14 protein-coding genes are annotated in these 16,164 nt (G+C 71.8%); 7 read left to right on the top strand and 7 right to left on the bottom strand.

The features are described from left to right. Positions 1-177: 177 nt before the first annotated feature. Together GTW67_RS36475 and GTW67_RS36470 are read right to left on the bottom strand one after the other, a co-directional pair. Positions 178-1,812 carry a fucose isomerase gene (locus GTW67_RS36475; RefSeq protein ID WP_161168988.1) on the bottom strand — a complete coding sequence of 545 codons (1,635 nt, stop codon included), beginning with the start codon at positions 1,810-1,812 and terminating at the stop codon, positions 178-180. A 112-nt stretch (positions 1,813-1,924) separates the two neighbouring features. After that, on the bottom strand, positions 1,925-3,403 hold the full coding sequence (locus GTW67_RS36470) for an FGGY-family carbohydrate kinase (RefSeq protein WP_161168987.1): 1,479 nt from the start codon (positions 3,401-3,403) through the stop codon (positions 1,925-1,927). A 335-nt stretch (positions 3,404-3,738) separates the two neighbouring features. Here GTW67_RS36470 and GTW67_RS36465 point away from each other — a divergent pair, with 335 nt between their 5' ends. From GTW67_RS36465 to GTW67_RS36450, 4 genes are read left to right on the top strand one after another with little or no spacing between them, the layout of a single operon-like run. After that, positions 3,739-4,785 carry a glycoside hydrolase family 172 protein gene (locus tag GTW67_RS36465; protein ID WP_346010832.1) on the top strand — a complete coding sequence of 349 codons (1,047 nt, stop codon included), beginning with the start codon at positions 3,739-3,741 and terminating at the stop codon, positions 4,783-4,785. Positions 4,786-4,832: 47 nt separating this feature from the next. After that, positions 4,833-6,221 carry an ABC transporter substrate-binding protein gene (locus tag GTW67_RS36460; protein WP_161168985.1) on the top strand — a complete coding sequence of 463 codons (1,389 nt, stop codon included), beginning with the start codon at positions 4,833-4,835 and terminating at the stop codon, positions 6,219-6,221. Further along, on the top strand, positions 6,218-7,180 hold the full coding sequence (locus GTW67_RS36455) for a carbohydrate ABC transporter permease (RefSeq protein ID WP_161168984.1): 963 nt from the start codon (positions 6,218-6,220) through the stop codon (positions 7,178-7,180). Before GTW67_RS36460 ends, GTW67_RS36455 begins: the two co-directional genes overlap by 4 nt. Then, complete coding sequence (locus GTW67_RS36450; RefSeq protein WP_237519202.1) at positions 7,170-8,030, top strand: carbohydrate ABC transporter permease; 861 nt, start codon at positions 7,170-7,172, stop codon at positions 8,028-8,030. Before GTW67_RS36455 ends, GTW67_RS36450 begins: the two co-directional genes overlap by 11 nt. 31 nt (positions 8,031-8,061) lie before the next feature. Here the strand turns inward: GTW67_RS36450 and GTW67_RS36445 are convergent, their stop codons facing one another. Both GTW67_RS36445 and GTW67_RS36440 read right to left on the bottom strand, forming a co-directional pair. Continuing rightward, on the bottom strand, positions 8,062-9,105 hold the full coding sequence (locus GTW67_RS36445; RefSeq protein ID WP_346010831.1) for a LacI family DNA-binding transcriptional regulator: 1,044 nt from the start codon (positions 9,103-9,105) through the stop codon (positions 8,062-8,064). 322 nt (positions 9,106-9,427) lie between these two features. Next, a complete protein-coding gene (locus tag GTW67_RS36440) occupies positions 9,428-10,816 on the bottom strand; it encodes an APC family permease (RefSeq protein WP_161168983.1) in 1,389 nt (462 codons plus the stop codon). 269 nt (positions 10,817-11,085) lie between these two features. Here GTW67_RS36440 and GTW67_RS36435 point away from each other — a divergent pair, with 269 nt between their 5' ends. After that, positions 11,086-12,246, top strand: a complete 1,161-nt coding sequence (locus GTW67_RS36435; protein ID WP_161168982.1) for a hypothetical protein — start codon at positions 11,086-11,088, stop codon at positions 12,244-12,246. 31 nt (positions 12,247-12,277) lie between these two features. Here the strand turns inward: GTW67_RS36435 and GTW67_RS36430 are convergent, their stop codons facing one another. After that, positions 12,278-13,228 carry an oxidoreductase gene (locus GTW67_RS36430; protein ID WP_161168981.1) on the bottom strand — a complete coding sequence of 317 codons (951 nt, stop codon included), beginning with the start codon at positions 13,226-13,228 and terminating at the stop codon, positions 12,278-12,280. A 180-nt stretch (positions 13,229-13,408) separates the two neighbouring features. On the opposite strand from GTW67_RS36430, the gene GTW67_RS36425 reads away from it, so the two are divergent. Continuing rightward, positions 13,409-13,993 carry a TetR/AcrR family transcriptional regulator gene (locus GTW67_RS36425; RefSeq protein ID WP_161168980.1) on the top strand — a complete coding sequence of 195 codons (585 nt, stop codon included), beginning with the start codon at positions 13,409-13,411 and terminating at the stop codon, positions 13,991-13,993. Between the two features lie 44 nt (positions 13,994-14,037). Further along, positions 14,038-14,595, top strand: a complete 558-nt coding sequence (locus tag GTW67_RS36420) for a GMC oxidoreductase (RefSeq protein ID WP_346010830.1) — start codon at positions 14,038-14,040, stop codon at positions 14,593-14,595. A gap of 46 nt (positions 14,596-14,641) precedes the next feature. Here GTW67_RS36420 and GTW67_RS36415 read toward each other — a convergent pair whose 3' ends face one another. Beyond that, positions 14,642-15,952 (bottom strand): amidohydrolase, encoded by a 1,311-nt coding sequence (locus GTW67_RS36415; protein ID WP_161168979.1) that lies wholly within the window; start codon positions 15,950-15,952, stop codon positions 14,642-14,644. Positions 15,953-16,008: 56 nt separating this feature from the next. Continuing rightward, on the bottom strand, positions 16,009-16,164 hold a 156-nt coding region (locus tag GTW67_RS36410; RefSeq protein ID WP_161168978.1), incomplete at its 5' end, for an amidohydrolase family protein.

The following is a 16,164-nucleotide window of genomic DNA, read 5'->3' as shown; positions in this document are numbered from 1 at the left end:
GTCAGGCCGAGGCCGGTGCGCAGCAGGCGGCGCCGGCTCGGGCCGCCGGTCGCCTGGGGCTCACCGCCCGGCTCACTGTGTCGTGAACCTGTCATACGAGACATGCGGAACTCCTCGGATTCGTGGGGGTGTTCCGCCCGTCGCGGGCGACGGGCGGAACGCCGGGAGCGGTCGGTACTACAGCGCCACGTCCCCGCACAGGTGCACCTCGACGCCCAGCTCGGCGAAGAGCGCCGCCTTGGCGCGCAGCGCCTTGTCGGCGGTGTCCGCGTCGGGCGCGTAGGCCACGTTGAGGTGGTTGGCGCGGTGGCGGGCCATGAACTGGTCGCGGGTGACGCCGTGCAGCACCGCGTGCATGATCGGCCACTGGTGGTTGGTGGCGTCGAGCCGGCGCCGGGTCTCCTCCTCGGGCAGCTCGACGGCGCTCGCACGGCCGAGGTCGACGTGGAGGCGGCCGTCCATCAGGAAGACGCGCGACCAGACGATCTCGCCGGGCTTGGAGACACCGCTGAGGGTGCCGCCGCCGAGCGGGAAGAACATCGGCGGCTGGCGCATGCTGTACGACTTGTCGTAGCCGCCGTGGTGGGAGGCGGGGACCGAGCCGGAGATCTCGAAGACCCACACGAACCGGCCGTCGTACTCCTCGCCCCAGCGGATGTCGTGCAGGGTGGTGGCCGGGTCCAGGCCCATCGCGGTCCAGATGCGGTTGGTGACCAGGGAGTCGACGGCGACGCCCTCGTCCACCTCGTTGAAGTGCGGCAGCGGTGCTCCGGCGTACAGCTCGCGGGCGCCGTCGCGGCTGCGGACGGGCGGGCGCTGGACGTTGTTGAGCAGGCCCTCGGCGAGGTCGCTGGCCGGGACGGTGTCCTTGAGGCCCTGCTGGTACTGGATGCCGACCGCGTCGAGTCCGAAGTCGTCGGAGATGCGCAGCGCGGCGATGTACATCCGGAACTGGCTGAGCAGTTGGGCGTCGGTGAGTTCGGTGGCCTCGTCGGTGCCGGTGTGGAAGGTCAGGCCGGCCTCGTCGAGCCAGTCGCGGACGCCCTGCGCCTCCTCGTCGGAGACCTTGTTCATCTCGGCGACCAGGGCGCTCTGCGAGAGGCGTTCCTTGTAGATGCCGAGCGGGTTGAGGAACTCGTCGTCGATGATGGCGTTGTACATCCCCATGCAGCCCTCGTCGAAGACGCCGATGATCGCCTTCTCCTCGCGCAACTGCCGGGCGAGGGCGGTCCCGAGCTCGGTCTCGGCGTCCTTCGGCAGCGGCGGCAGGGGCCGGACATGGCTGGTGTCGTGGGTGAGGGTGCCGGTCTCCAGCCAGGTGCGCAGGCCCTCGCGCGCCCAGTCGTCGGTGAAGTCGGGGCTCCACAGGACGGAGTAGTCGACACCCGCCTTGGTGAGACTGCCGGCCAGCCCCAACAGGCCGACCAGGCCCGGGAACTCGCCGCTCCAGTTGGCGACGACCAGGATCGGGCCCTGGTGGTCGCGCAGGCCGGCGAGGACGTGGTGGCTGTACTGCCACACGGCCTCCACGACGATCAGCGGGGCGTCCTCGGGCAGGGTCTTGAAGACCTCGATGCCGGCGCGCTGGCTGTCGATGAAGCCGTGCCCCTTGGTCTCGTCGACGGGGTGGCCGCGGCGCACCTTCCAGCCGAGGCCGGTGACGGCCGCCGCGAGGTCGCTCTCCAGTTTCTCCTGGGTGGGCCAGCAGGTGGTGTTGGCGGCGGGGCGGAGATCGCCGCTGGTCACGGTGTAGACGGTGGCCGGCTCGGCGGTGGGGGGCCGGTGGAGTTCGGGCAGGGTGTACGCGGTCATGCGGTCTCCGTTGGTTGTGCGTGCGGCCGGGTGGGGGCCGGCTGGGCGCGGGGGTGCCGGTGCCGGGCCGGCCGTGGTGGGCGGGCGGGCGGCGGCGAAGGGTCGGGGGCGGTCAGCGGTCCTGGAGGGCCGCCAGGACGTGGACGACGTCCGAAGTGGCCGGGTAGAGCCGCCGGTACAGGGCGTAGAGCTCGTCGTAGCGCTCGCCGTGCTCGGGGCGTGGGGTCACCGTCGCTCGTACGGGGTTCCAGTCGTCGATCGAGGCGTCGTGGACGAGCTGCGCGGCCAGCAGGGCGCCGCCGTAGCTCGCGCCGATGGTGATCGTGCGCAGCTCCTGGGGACGGCCGGTGATGTCCGAGACGAGCTGCGTCCACAGCGCGCCCTGGGTGCCGCCGCCGACGGCGACCACGCGGCGGATGTCGCCGCCGGCCGCCTCCAGGACCTCGATGTTGTGGCGGACGCCGAAACCGGTGGCTTCCAGTGCCGCCCTGTAGAGGTCACCGCGTGTGTGGGACAGGGTCAGACCGGCGATCACACCGCGGGCGTCCGGGTCCATCACCGGCGTGCGCTCCCCGGAGAAGTACGGAAGCATCAGCAGGCCGTTGGCCCCGGGGCCCGACTCGGCGGCCAGGCGGGTGAGTTCGGCGTGGTCGCCGTCGGCGAACAGGTCCTTCAGCCAGTTGGTGACGGCGCCCGAGGTGGCCATGCCGCCGGCCAGGTTGCGGGTGCCGGGCAGCGCGCCGACCGTGCCCCACAGGGACGGGCTGGTGAGGGGCTCGGCCACCGTGTGCACCAGAAACATGGTGGTGCCGTACATCAGCATCAGGTCGCCGGTGTGCTGGGCACCCACGCTCAGGGCCTCCGCCCAGGCGTCGACGGTGCCGGTGGCGACGGGGATGCCGGCGGGCAGTCCGGTCTCCCGGGCCGCCTCGGCGGTGAGGGTGCCGGCCTCCTCACCGGACCAGCGCAGTCGGGGCAGTTCGATGCCGGGGGCGATCTCGGCGGCCCAGGGGGCGTACCACTCGCCGGCGTGCGTGTCGTAGAGCGGGGTGCACTGGCTGGCCGAGTGGTGGTCCAGTACGTAGGCGCCGGTGAGCTTGCGGACCAGCCACGAGCTCGGCATGTACAGGCGGCGGGCCCGGGCGTAGAGCTCGGGTTCCTGTTCCGCGATCCAGGCGATCTTCGGCCCGGCGGCCTGGGTGGTCAGCGCGGACCCGCAGCGACGGAGGATCTCCTCGGCGCCGAGCCGGTGCCCGATCCGGTCGATCTGGCGGACCGAGCGGGTGTCGACGCCGTAGAGGATCGCGGGGCGCAGGGGCGTGTCGTCCTCGTCGGCCAGCAGGACGCAGGGGCCCATGCCGCTGACTCCGACGGCGGTCACGGTGGCGTCGCCGGGGGCGGTCAGCTCCCGGGCGAGTGCGGTGAACTCGCGCCACCACACGGCGGCGTCCATCTCGAAGCGGCCGGGGCCCGGCCTTGCGGGGGCGTGCTCCCGTACGGCCGTGCGGATCAGGGCACCGTCGAGACCGACGAGGACGCCCTTGCTGCTCGACGTGCCGATGTCCACACCGATGACTGCGTTGCGAGGCATGGCGAGCACGCTGACAGAAATCGATTTCAGCGTCAAGAGAGCACGCCCCGACTACCCGTTGACCAGAGAAGCCCGTGTCAGAGAGGGGGCGCAAGCTTCGACATCGTGCGCCTGTCTCACCTCTTGACACCCCTTGGGGGCAGCTCTAGCTTTCGGTGAAATGGATTTCAGGGGCGTCGAGCCGACTGGCGGTCGAGCCGACCGGCGAAGGCTCCCCGTCCCGTCCCGCGCCCACCGTGCCACTCACGGCCCGCGGCGCGCCCCGTACTCCACCATGAGGGCACAACACGATGACGACCTTTGGACTCGACGGCCTCTCCCGCAGGACGCGGGCCGTGAGCCGTTCCATCAGCGCCGAGAACTTCACCGGCGCCAAGTCCGGCGGCGGCCGCGCCACCGAGGGCACGGGCGCGGTGGCGGCGAGCCGGCTGGGGCCGGGCTGGAAGATCTCCCCCAGCATCGACATCCCGGCCGGCGCGACGGCGGAGCTCGCCGACATCGAGGGCCCCGGCACCATCCGCCACCTGTGGTGCACCACCGACCCGCACCGGGCCTGGCGCGGCACCCTGCTGCGGATGTACTGGGAGGGCGAGGAGACCCCGGCCGTCGAGGTCCCCCTCGGCGACTTCTTCTGCAACGGCTGGAACACCTTCAGCCAGGTCTCGTCGGTGCCGGTCGCGGCCAACCCCAACGGCGGCTTCAACGCGTACTGGCCGATGCCCTTCCGCCGCCGGGCGCGCATCACCCTGGAGAACCTGAGCACCGAGAAGGTCACCCTCTACTACCAGGTGGACTACGAACTGGACGAGGTAGGCGAGGACGCCTCGTACTTCCACGCCCAGTGGCGCCGCAGCCACCCCGTGCCCTTCGGCGAGGTGCACACCCTGCTCGACGGCGTCACCGGCGCCGGCAGCTACGTCGGTACGTATCTGGCGTGGGGCGTCAACAGCCCCGGCTGGTGGGGCGAGGGCGAGCTGAAGTTCTACCTCGACGGCGACGACGAGTTCCCGACGATCTGCGGCACCGGCACCGAGGACTACTTCGGCGGCGCCTGGAACTTCGACGTGCCCGGGCAGGGCTACACCGCGTACACCACCCCGTACCTGGGGCTGAACCAGATCCTGCGCCCGGACGGGCTCTACGACAGCCAGCAGCGGTTCGGGATGTACCGCTGGCACGTCCTGGACCCGGTCCGCTTCGCCGAGGACCTCCGGGTCACCGTGCAGAGCCTCGGGATCGGGCCGGGTCAGGGCAACGGGCTGCCGCACCGCTACCGGCACACCAGTGACGACATCGCCAGCACCTCGCTCTTCTATCTGGACGCGCCGAGTTCCGCGTCCCGTCCGGCCACGCCGGACCTGCTCACGCTCGAGGTCGGCTGACCTCGCCGTCCATCCAGGCCCCATCCCACTCCGACAGGAGCGCACGCATGCTCCAGCACGGCAACGAAGCCGCGCGACCGGCCGGCGCCGGTGCGGCGGGCACCGCCGCCTCACGCCGCCGTTTCCTCACCGCCATGGCGGGCGCCGGCACGGCCGTCGCCGCCCCGGCCCTGCTCACCGGCTGCGGCTCGGCCCGCGCGCAGGGGGGCAACCTCCAGTTCTGGAACTTCTACGGTCCCCAGCGCTCGCCCGATCCGGCCGTCAACGCGCAGTCCAAGTGGTTCACCGACCTGGTCGGCAAGTGGAACGCCACCCACAAGAGGCAGATCGACCTGGTGTACCTGCCGCAGCCCACCTACCTCAACGGGTTCAAGCTGCCGTCCGCCTTCGCCACCGGCGAGGGCCCGGACATCTTCCTGCTCTCCCCCGGCGACTTCCTGCGCTACTACAACGGTGGCGTGCTCCAGGACCTCACTCCGTACATGGACCGGGCGGCCGTCGAAGACTTCGGCTCCACCCTGGACAGCCGAAAGGTCGACGGCAAGGTCTACGCGCTGCCCATGGAGGTCGAGCCGCTGGCCATGTTCTACTCCCAGGCCCTCTGGGAGAAGGCGGGCCTGTCCGAGGCGGACATCCCCACGACCTGGGACCAGCTGCTCGACGTCGGGGACAGGCTGCGCTCCGACACCACGGCCGGCCTGGTCTTCGAGACCAACCCGGGCTACTACCAGAACTTCACCTGGTACCCGTGGATGTGGCAGGGCGGCGGTGACGTCCTGGACGAGCGGGGCGCGGTCGCCTTCGACTCGGAGGCCACCCGGCGGGCCCTCGGGCTCTGGCAGGACGCGGTGCGCCACGGCATCGCGCCGCGGACCCTGCCCGCCGCGGGCGACGTCATCGGCGGTTTCAAGGGCGGCAACGTCGCCATGTGGCAGCAGGGCATCTGGAACGTCTCCAGCTTCAAGGCGTTCGCGCCCGACTACCCGTACGGCGTCTTCAGGCTTCCGGTGCCCGAGGGCGGTGAGTACGTCACCGCCCTCGGCGGATGGTCGTTCTGCGCCAACGCGCAGGGGCGCGATCCGGAGGCGGCGGCCGAGTTCTGCGTCTGGGCGCTGGGCTCCATGAAGGACGACTCGATCGACCGGATGGTCGACTGGTGCGTCGGCGCCAAGTCCGACGTGGCGCCGCGTGCGAGTGCCCTGGAGCGGGGCGCCGCCAAGGGGGGTTACGACACCGAGGTGATGCGGAAGTTCAAGGACGACGTCTTCCCCGGTGGCCGGGCGGAACCGCGCTATCCGCCGGTGATCTACAAGGCTATCTCCGACGCCATCCAGGGCACGATGCTCGCGGGCCGCGGCGTGGCCGGCCAGGCGGAGCGGGCCGCGCAGTCCATCAGCGCCTACACGAAGAGCTATGAGGGGGCGAGCCTGGTATGAGCAGTGTCGCCGCGAGGCCGTCGCGGGCCACCACGGTCCCGGCGCGGGAACCGGCCCCGGGCGGGAGCCGCCGGCTGGGCCGCGAACACCGCGAGTGGCTGGCCGCCGCCCTCTTCCTCGCCCCCGACGTGCTGGGGCTGCTGGTCTTCGTCGCCGTCCCGATGGTGCTGTCCGTCGCGCTGAGCTTCTTCCAGGTGAGCGGCTTCGGCAGTTACCGGTGGATCGGGCTCGGCAACTACGAGCGGATGCTGAACGACCCGCTCTTCTGGGACTCCATGAAGGTCACGGGGCTGTACGTCGTGATCCTGGTCCCCGTGCTCTTCTGCGTGAGCCTCGGGCTGGGCCTGCTGGTCAAGCAGAGGCTGCCCGGCATGGGCGTCTGGCGCACCGCGCTCTTCCTGCCGTACGTCATCAGCCTCGTGGTGGTCGGCGTGCTGTGGAAGTTCCTGCTCGACGAGCAGACCGGCGCGGTCAACCGGGCCATGCGGGCCGCCGGTCTCGACGGCGAGTCCTGGCTCGGCAGTCCGTCGCTGGCCCTCGGCTGCGTCATCGCCGTCATGGTGTGGGTGATGATGGGCTACTACATGATCATCTTCCTGGCGGGGCTTCAGGAGATCCCCAAGGAGTACTACGAGGCCGCGAAGCTCGACGGGGCCGGCCCGTGGACCTCGTTCCGCACCATCACCTGGCCGCTGCTGCGGCCGACCAGTTTCTTCGTGCTGCTGATGTCCACGGTGGCCGCCATCACGGGCGGCCTTGACCTGGTCTTCGTCCTGACCAACGGCGGCCCCGCCAACGGCACTTCGCTGGCGATCTTCTACATCTACCAGCAGGCCTTCGGCTTCGGGGAGTACGGCTACGCGTCGGCCATGGGCTCGTTCCTGGTACTGATCATGGTCGCCGTCTCCGCGGTGATCTTCAAGTTCACGAAGGGCGGGAGGTTCGACGATGGCGAGTGAGACCATGACGCCCCGGGCCGGCGCCCGGACCGGACGGCGCCGGCGGCCGTCCCCGCGCGCCGGGCTGACGGCCTTGGCCGTCGTCGTGTCGGTGATCAGCGTCCTGCCCGTGCTGTGGATGGTCACGTCGTCCTTCAAGACGCGGGAGACCGTCACCGACGGCAGGCTGATCCCCACGGACTTCACCTTCGACAACTTCGTGTACGTCTTCACGGAGGTGCCGTTCGCGCGCTACCTGTGGAACAGCTTCTTCATCTCCGCGGTGATCACGGTCGCGGCGCTGTTCTTCCACTCCATGGCCGCCTACGCGCTGGCCCGGCTGCGCTTCCCGGGCCGCGAGAAGCTCTTCGGCGCCATCTTCGCGACCCTCCTGGTGACGGCACCCGTGGTGCTCATCCCGCTGTTCATGGTCGCCCGCGAACTGGGCCTGCTGGACAGCTACGCCGGCCTGATCATCCCGGCGATCTTCAACGCGTTCGGCATCTTCCTGCTGCGGCAGTTCTATCTGGGGCTGCCCAGGGAGCTGGAGGAGGCGGCGGTCATCGACGGGTGCGGTCACTGGCGGGTCTACTGGAACATCGTGCTGCCGATGTCCCGGCCGATCCTCTCCGCGCTGGCGATCTTCTTCTTCCTCGCCAACTGGAACGCCTTCGTCTGGCCGTTGGTCGCCACCAGCGACCAGGACCTGACGGTGGTGCAGCTCGGCATCGCCTCGTTCCAGACGCAGTACACCTCCAACTGGAACTACATCCTGGCCGCGGCGACGGTGGCGGCGCTGCCGATGCTGCTCCTCTTCTTCGCCTTCCAGCGGCAGATCGTGGAGTCGGTCAAGACGTCGGGCATCAAGTAGGGCGGCGGCGCCGGCGGCCCGAGCGGGGACCTCAGTCCCCGCTCGGGCCGCCGGTGCTCTCGCGCACCTGGAGCGTCGTGCGCAGCACCACGGTCTGCAACGGCGCGTCAGCGCCCTCCATCCGCTGGAGCAGCAGGTCGGCCGCGGTGCGCCCCAGCTCGTAAGAGGGCAGTTCCACGGCCGACAGCGACGGCCGCACCAGCGAGGCCCACGGCACGTCGCCGAAGGAGAGCACGCCGACGCCGGGCGGGGTGCGACCGGCCTCCCGGAGCGCGTCGAGGACGCCGATGGTCATGAGGTTGTTGGCGACGAACACCGCGTCGGGCGGCTCGGGGAGCGCCAGCAGTTCGCGCATCGCCGCGCGGCCGCCCTCCACCCGGAAGTCGGCGTGCCGTACGTAGGCGTCGTCCGCGGCTCCGGGGCCTCGCAGGGCGTTCAGCGCCGCGCGGTGGCCGGCCAGCCGCTCCTCGGAGGTCGAGGCGCCCTGGGAACCGGTGATGCAGGCGATCCTGCGGTAGCCGGCCCGGACCAGGTGCCGGGTGGCGACCTCGCCGCCGTGGTGGTCGTCGAGCCGGACCGCGTCCACCTCGGCGTCCCGGGGCCGGCGGTCGACGGCGACCACGGGCACGCCGCGGGCGATCAGCGGCCCGAGGTCGGTCTCGTCCTGGGAGGCGGCGGCCACGATCACCCCGGCCATCTGCTCGCCGAGGGCGACTTCGAGGTAGCGGCGCTCCTTGTCGGTGTCCTCGTCGGAGTTGCACAGCACCACGGAGTGGCTGGTGCGCTGCGCGGCGTCCTCGACGCCCCGGGCGAGCGAGGTGAAGAACGGGTTCTCGATGTCCGGGATGATCAGGGCGATCACGCTGGAGCGCTGTTTGCGCAGCGAACGCGCCACCCGGTTCGGTGCGAAGCCGAGCGCCGCCGCGGCCTGCTGGACGGACAGGACGCGTGCCGGTGTGACACTGCCGCCGTTGAAGACCCGTGAGACGGTCGCCGGGGATACTCCGGCGGCTCGCGCCACGTCCTGGATCGTCACCACCTGCGTCCGCGTCCTCTCACCCTGCGTGAATCCCACCTGCTCACCCTACCTGCGCCTGAAAAGGATTTCACCCTTGCCCTGAACGGGCCGTCACCCTTCTCGACGGCTTTCGCGCTGCGCCCCGTCCCACGGGAGTGACCGCGGGTACCGGCGCGGGCGTACGCATGGGGCGCGACGCCGCCTGGAGGACGTGGGGCGGCGCCTTAGGCCGGTCGGCAGCGCGCGACCGAATGGTCGGCCACCCGCGGCGGCGCCGTCCGGCGACGGCCTCGTGACGGCGGTCGGGGCCGGCCGTGCAGGCGCCGCGCGCCCCGGCCCGCTGGTGCCCGGGCGGCTCCGCGGCACCAGGCCGGTCCCGTCATGGTCGCGGGTCGCCTGCGGGGTGCTCCTCGCCGCGGGCCTTCATCACCGCCTTGTTCACCACCCAAAGGCCGATCCCGATCGCCAGCAGCACGCCCGCCCGGATGTAGACGTCCGCGGGGCGGTCCGACAGCGGGCTGGCCAGGATCAGCGAGGTGACCGCCCCCAGCACCGGCAGGGCGGTCGGCGTACGGAAGTGCCTGTGCTCGACGGGGTCGCGGCGCAGCACCAGGACTGCGATGTTGACGACGGCGAAGACGCACAGGAGCAGGAACGCGGTGGTGTCGCCGAGGCCCGCGATCTCGCCGGTGGAGACCAGACCGATGGCGAGGAGCGAGACGAAGACGATGCCGACGACGGGCGTGCGGCGCCGGGGAAGGACACGGCCGAGGCCGCTGGGCAGGATGCGTTCGTTCGCCATGCCGTAGCAGAGGCGGGAGGCCATCATGATGTTGATCAGCGCCGAGTTGGTGACCGCGAACAGGGCGATCAGCGCGAAGAGCTTCGGCGGGAAGTCCACCCCTCCGGCCTTGACGACCTCCAGCAGCGGACCGCTGGAGCCCTCCAGGACGCGGTGGTCGACGAGCAGCGAGGAGACCAGGGCGACCAGGACGTAGATGGTCCCGGTGACGGCGACACCGGTGAAGACGGCCCGCGGGAAGGTGCGTGCCGGGTCCTTGGTCTCCTCGGCCATGTTGACGGAGTCCTCGAAGCCGACGAAGGCGAAGAAGCCGAGGGCCGTGGCGCCCAGCACGCTGGTGAGCAGCGCGTAGCCGGTGCCGCCCGCCTGGAACTCGCCGAGCCGCGAGGGCTCGCCCTCACCGGTGAGGACCGCCCAGGCGCCGATGGCCAGGATGACGAACAGGCCGGTCAGCTCGACCAGGGTGAAGACCACGTTGGCCTTGACCGACTCGGACACGCCCCGCAGGTTGAGGGCCGCCAGGGCGAGGATGAACAGGATCGCGACGAGGGTGGGCGGGAAGAAGTCCGTGAACTCCCCGAGGTAGTCGCCGCTGAAGGCGCGGGCCGCCGCGCTCGCCGAGGACAGGCCCGAGCACATGACCATGAAGGCGACGATGAAGGTGAGGAACGGGACCTTGAACGCCTTCTGCGTGTACAGCGCGGCCCCGGCCGCCTTCGGGTACTTGCCGACGAGCTCGACGTACGAGGCCGCCGTCAGGATCGCCACCACGAACCCGATGACGAACGGCAGCCACAGCGCCCCGCCGACCTTGCCCGCGACCTGCCCGGTGGTGGCGTAGATGCCGGTACCGAGGATGTCGCCGACCACGAAGAGGATCAGCAGCTTGGGACCGATGGCCCGGTGCAGCGGGGTGTCGTCGGCACCCTCCGGCACGGCAGTCGCGTCCCTTCCGCCTGTGGCCACGGGCGCTCCCTCCTGAGCTGTTCGACGCCGAACAACCTCTCCCCTGCCCGGTGATCCGCCGGGCCATGCCCTCGCGTACTGCGATCGGACGCGGACCGCGCGGGGCGGGTGCGGGGCCCATGAGTGCGGGCCCATGAGTACGCGTACTCAAATCCCGCCCGTGCAGGTGACCGCGGCTTCGGTGTCTGATACATCTGTCGCCGTTGTCATGGATCCGCCGACCGGCGGGGGCGGAACCCGCGGGTGCGGGCAGAGGGCGGGGACGAACAGTGACCTATCGGCGTGTGCTCGGACCGGCGTTCTTCGGGGCGCTGTTGCTGGCCGGACTGCTCTGGTGGGCGGGCTCCAGCGCCCACGCGCTCAGTCTGCCCGGCGCCATGCGGTTCTTCGGCCCCGACCAGGCGAACCGCCTGGTGATGTGGACGATGCCCTGGTCGACCGACCTTCCGTCCTCGACGCAGGTCACCGACCCCGTCGGCGCGGCCGGTCACGGCACGGACTACGCGGCGCTGAGGGAGACCGCGATGCGGGTGCGTTACGTCGCGCTCGTCCTGCTCTTCGCCTTCGGCGCGCTGCCGCTGCTGCGCCGGCTCTCGGGCCCCGGCGTCCGGCGCGCCCTGGTCACCGTGGCGGCCCTGTGGGGCTGGGGCATCGTCGCGGCGATGCTCGCGGTCACCGTCTCCGCGCCCTGGATGGTCGCGTCCGGCGGTTCGGCGGGGTTCCGGCTGCTGCCCCGCCTCGCGAGCGCCATGGCACAGGGCCGCGAACTCCCGGTGGTGGCCGCCCTGGTGGCCGCGGCGGCGGCCACCGGTCTCATGACGCTGCTGCGGCCCGAGGCGACACCAGAAACACGCCCGGCCGTGCCGACCCTGCCGACCGTGCCGAGCACGGCCACCGCTCGGCTCGCCGCGACCCTGGGCACCGCCGTGGTCGCCCTCGCCCTGCTCGTGCTCTCCAACGACCGGGTCGCCGGGCGTATCCAGACCGGGTTCGGGGGCGGCGGGCGGCTGTCCGAGCCCGGTGATCTGCTGCGGCTGTGGGTCCAGCTCGGCGCCTGGACCATGCCCACCGGATCCGAGCCCGGACGCTGGCTGCTGTACCGGCTCGGCGACGTCGCGCTGCTCGCCGTGGTCTGGTGGGGACTGCGGCTGCTGCCCGTCCTGCTGGACCGCGTGACCTACCCCGCGTACATGCTCGGCGCCGTCGCCGCCACCACCCTCGGCGTCGTGGCGAGCGGGGTCTGGAATTCGCTGCTCTCCTACCAGGGGAGCACCGCCGGGCCACTGCTGTACTACGTCGCCGTGGGTTCAGGCGCGTCCGCGGCGCTCGTCTTCGGTCTCCTCGCCGGCTGCGTGAGCACGCTGACCGTACGGCTGCGCACCCGCCCCCAGCCGTCCGTACCGGCCCCGGCGCAGGCCCAACCGGCCTGAGAGAACCCGGCGTCGCCGGGTTCCGTGAGGACTACAACGCGTACCGCACGCCGGTGAGTTGTTCCGAGAGCACCCACAACCGGTGGGCCGTGACGGAGTCCCGGATCGCGCGTTCCCGGCTACGGAGGACGGGCTCGCCGCGGAGCTGGAGCAGACCGTCGGGCACGACGTAGCTCCCACCGGGCAGGTCCGGGACGGTCGAGGCGTACAGGGTGGTCCTGGCGCCGTCCGGCGTGGGGCGGAACGCGATGCGCAGGAGCAGGCGTGTGAGGAGCCGGTAGGCGCGGCCCCGGGCACTGTTCGCGCCGCCGGTGAGGACGTTGGAGCGGGTGAGTCCGGGGGCGACGGCCATGCTGCGCAGCCTCAGCCCGGCGGCGTCGGCCCTGCGCTGAAGTTCCATGGCGAAGTAGAGATTGGCCCGCTTGGACCGCACGTAGGCGAAGGCCGCCCGGTAGCGGTGTTCGGCGTTGAGGTTGGCCATGTCGAAGCGGGCGAATCGCTGGCCCTCGCTGCTGACCGTGACCACACGCGGATGGGCGGCGGCCAGCAGACGGGGCATGAGGAGGCCGGTGAGCGCGAAGGTGCCGAGGTGGTTGACGCCGAACTGGGACTCGAAGCCGTCGGTGGTGCGGGAGAACGGCACCATGGCCACGCCGGCGTTGTTGACCAGGAGGTCGACCCGGTCCTGGCTCCAGCCCTCGGCGAAGGCGCGCACGGACTTCAGGTCGGCGAGGTCGAGCAGGCGCAGTTCGGTGCGGGCGCCGGGGACTTCGGCTCGCAGCCGCTCCACCGCGTCCCGGCCGCGCTCGTGGCTGCGGCAGGCCAGGACGACATGTGCGCCGCGGCGGGCGAGTTCGCGGGCGGTGACGTAGCCGATGCCGCTGTTGGCGCCGGTGACGACGGCCAGTCGCCCCGACTGGTCGGGGATGCGGTCCGGCGCCCAGCCGCTCGTGCGCCGGGAGGCTCGACAGTCGCGGGTCATGGAACCTCGATCCATGGGTCGGGAGCGCCCGCGTCCCCGAGGGCACACGACCGCATTGCAACTCGCAGTTGCGATAGCCTGATCCTGTCGCATGGTCCGCCATCAACGCAACTGGGAGTTGCAATGGAGTCTGCCGGGTCGCCGTCCAGGCGTGCCCCCGCCGTCGGCCGGGGGAACAGGATGCGTGCCGCCGTACTGGAGGCGGCCGTCGCCGAGCTCGGGGAGACCGGGTATGCGGCGCTCACCGTCGACGGCGTCGCCCGGCGGGCCGGTGTGCACAAGACGACGATCTACCGGAACTGGGCGGACTCCGACGCCCTTGTCGCCGACGCGCTGGCCGGTCACTTCGCCGCGGAGATCCCGGTCCCCGACACCGGGGCGGTGGAGAGTGACCTGCGCGCGCTGGCCCGCTCCCTCGTCGCCACCATGGCCACGCTGGCCGGCCGGGCCCTGCTCGCCACCGTCCTTTCGGACGCCGTACGCGTCCCCCGGCTCGCCGAGGTCAAGCGGGCGCTCTTCGACGACCGGTTCCGGCGGGCGGAACCCGTTGTCACCCGAGCCGTCGAGCGGGGCGAGCTGCCCGCGGACACCGACCCCGCCGAACTCCTCAAGGCCCTCGCCGCGCCGATCTACTTCCGGCTCGTGTTCACCGGCGAACCGGCCGACGAGGCGACCGCGGACGGGGCGGTGCGCGTCGCTCTGGCCGCCGCGCACGCCCGCGCGCTGCCAGCCCCTCGGCACCGCCCCCGCCCCGACGTGCACTGAAGCGACGGCCCACCGGAAGCCGAGGTTCAGGTCAGGACGGAACCGTGAGCCGTACGCGATTGGCCAGGACCGGGAGGGTCTGCCGGGCCGGCTTCCACGCCGCTCCGGTGCTCTTCCACCAGGACGGACTCGGCGCGCCGACCGGGCACGGCTTCTCCTTCGGCCCGTGCGTACTCGCTCCGACGAGCCGGGGTGCGGTGATGCTGCGCTCCCCGCGCCCGGACGCGGCACCCCGGATTGTGCACAACTACCTGACGACTCCTCAGGACCGGGAGGTCATCGTCGCGGGCATCCGTATCGCTCTGGAGATCGCCGCGCAGTCGGCGGTCACCGACCTGGTCACGGCCCCCTTCGACGTGCCGGCCTCGGACACCGACGCGGATCTCCTCGCCTGGGCGCAGCGGTCCGGGCAGACGCTGTACCACCCGACGTCGACGTGTGCGATCGGGGCGGTGGTCGACCCCGAGCTGCGGGTCTACGACGTGCCGGGCCTGCGGGTGGCCGACGCCTCCGTCTTCCCGACGGTGCCGCGCGGCAACACCAACGCGCCCACGATCATGGCGGCGGAGAAGGCAGCCGACCTCATCGGGGGAGCCGCGTGACGACCACTGTCCCGCACTCCGAGCTCGGTGCCGGTGCCGGTGCGTATCAGGGGTGGTGGTGGACGAGGCGGCCGTCGCGGGCCACGACGGTGCCGCCGTGCACCACCAGGTCGCGCTGCGGCAGGTCGACCACGACCTGAGGCACGCACTCGCCCCTGACCAGGACGAAGTCGGCCGGGCTGCCCGGTGTCAGGGCGGCCCGGGCGAGGCCCATGACGTCGGCGCCCCCGTGCGTGGCGGTCTCGTAGCAGGAGGACAGTTCCGCGTCGAGCCGTGCGTCCGTCACCCAGCCCAGGAGGTGGGCGCGGTGCATCATGTCCGCGTTGCCGAAGGGGCTCCAGGCGTCGCGCACTCCGTCGGATCCCAGTCCGACCTTGACGCCGTGCTCGCGCAGCCGGGCGACGGGCAGGACGAGGTCGCGGCTGGGGGCCACGGTGGTCAGTGAGATGTCGAGGTCTCTCAATTCGGCGGCGAGGGCGCCGAGTTCGGTGTCGGGCAGGGCGGGCAGGCAGAAGACGTGGCTGACGGTGACCCGGCCCTGGAGGGACAGCGCCCGGGTGCGTTCGATGATGCCGCGCAGTACCGTCACGCCCTTGTCGTCGGTGTCGTGGAGGTGGATGTCCACGCCGACGCCGTAGCGGTCGGCCAGTCCGAAGACGAGGTCGAGCTGTTCCTTCAGGGCCCGGTCGAAGCTGATCGGGTCGATGCCGCCGACGAAGTCCACGAGGCCGCCGCGCGCGGCCTGTTCGAGCAGCGCGGCCGTGCCCGGAGCGCGGACGACACCGTGCTGGGGGAAGGCGACGATCTGCACGTCGAGCGCGTGCGCCAGCCGCTCGCGCGCGGCGGCGATGCCTTCCAGGCCGGCCAGTCCGTAGGCGGGGGCGACGTCGGCGTGGGCGCGCATCGCGCGGGTGCCCCGCGTCACGGCGTGCGCCATGAGCCCGTACGCCCGCTCCCCGACGCTCCGGGTCTGGCTCTCGAACAGCTCGACGTCCTGCGCGACGAAGTCCGCGATGGTGTCCGCGGGCTTGCGTGACACCCAGGGGCCGCCCCATGACGTCTTGTCCGGGCGGATGTGCGCGTCGACCAGGGACGGCAGGGCGATACGGCCGCCGCCGTCGATCACCTCCGCTCCCCGGGGCGCGGGTCGGTCGCTGACACGGCCGTCGACGACCGTGAGGTCCACCGACCGGGCGGCACCGAAGGGCCGCACGTTGCGGAAGACCACGGCCTTGCGGGGGCGCTCGCGGTCGACGGCCGAGGCCGGCGCCGCCGCCGCTGCGGCCATGGACGGCACCGCACCGGCGGCCGTAGCGAGCACGGCGCGCCGGGACGGCGACGAGGAGGGAGGCGTCATGGGTACTCCTTGGCGAGAGGGAGCGACGGGGAGGGAGCGGGTGCCGTGGGACCTGTTCAGCAGATCGTCCCGGCCCGCACGACACTGACGGGCCGGGACAGCGTCGCGACGTCGTCCAGCGGGTCGGAGTCGACGAGGAGGACGTCACCCGCGCAGCCGGGGGCCAGCCGGCCGACGGAGCCGGAGACGCCGAGCAGTCGTGCCGCGTTGAA

Origin of the sequence: Streptomyces sp. SID5910 (assembly GCF_009862125.1) — a bacterium.
In the GTDB taxonomy this organism is placed as follows: domain Bacteria; phylum Actinomycetota; class Actinomycetes; order Streptomycetales; family Streptomycetaceae; genus Streptomyces.
This window is presented reverse-complemented; position numbering and strand designations above follow the sequence as displayed.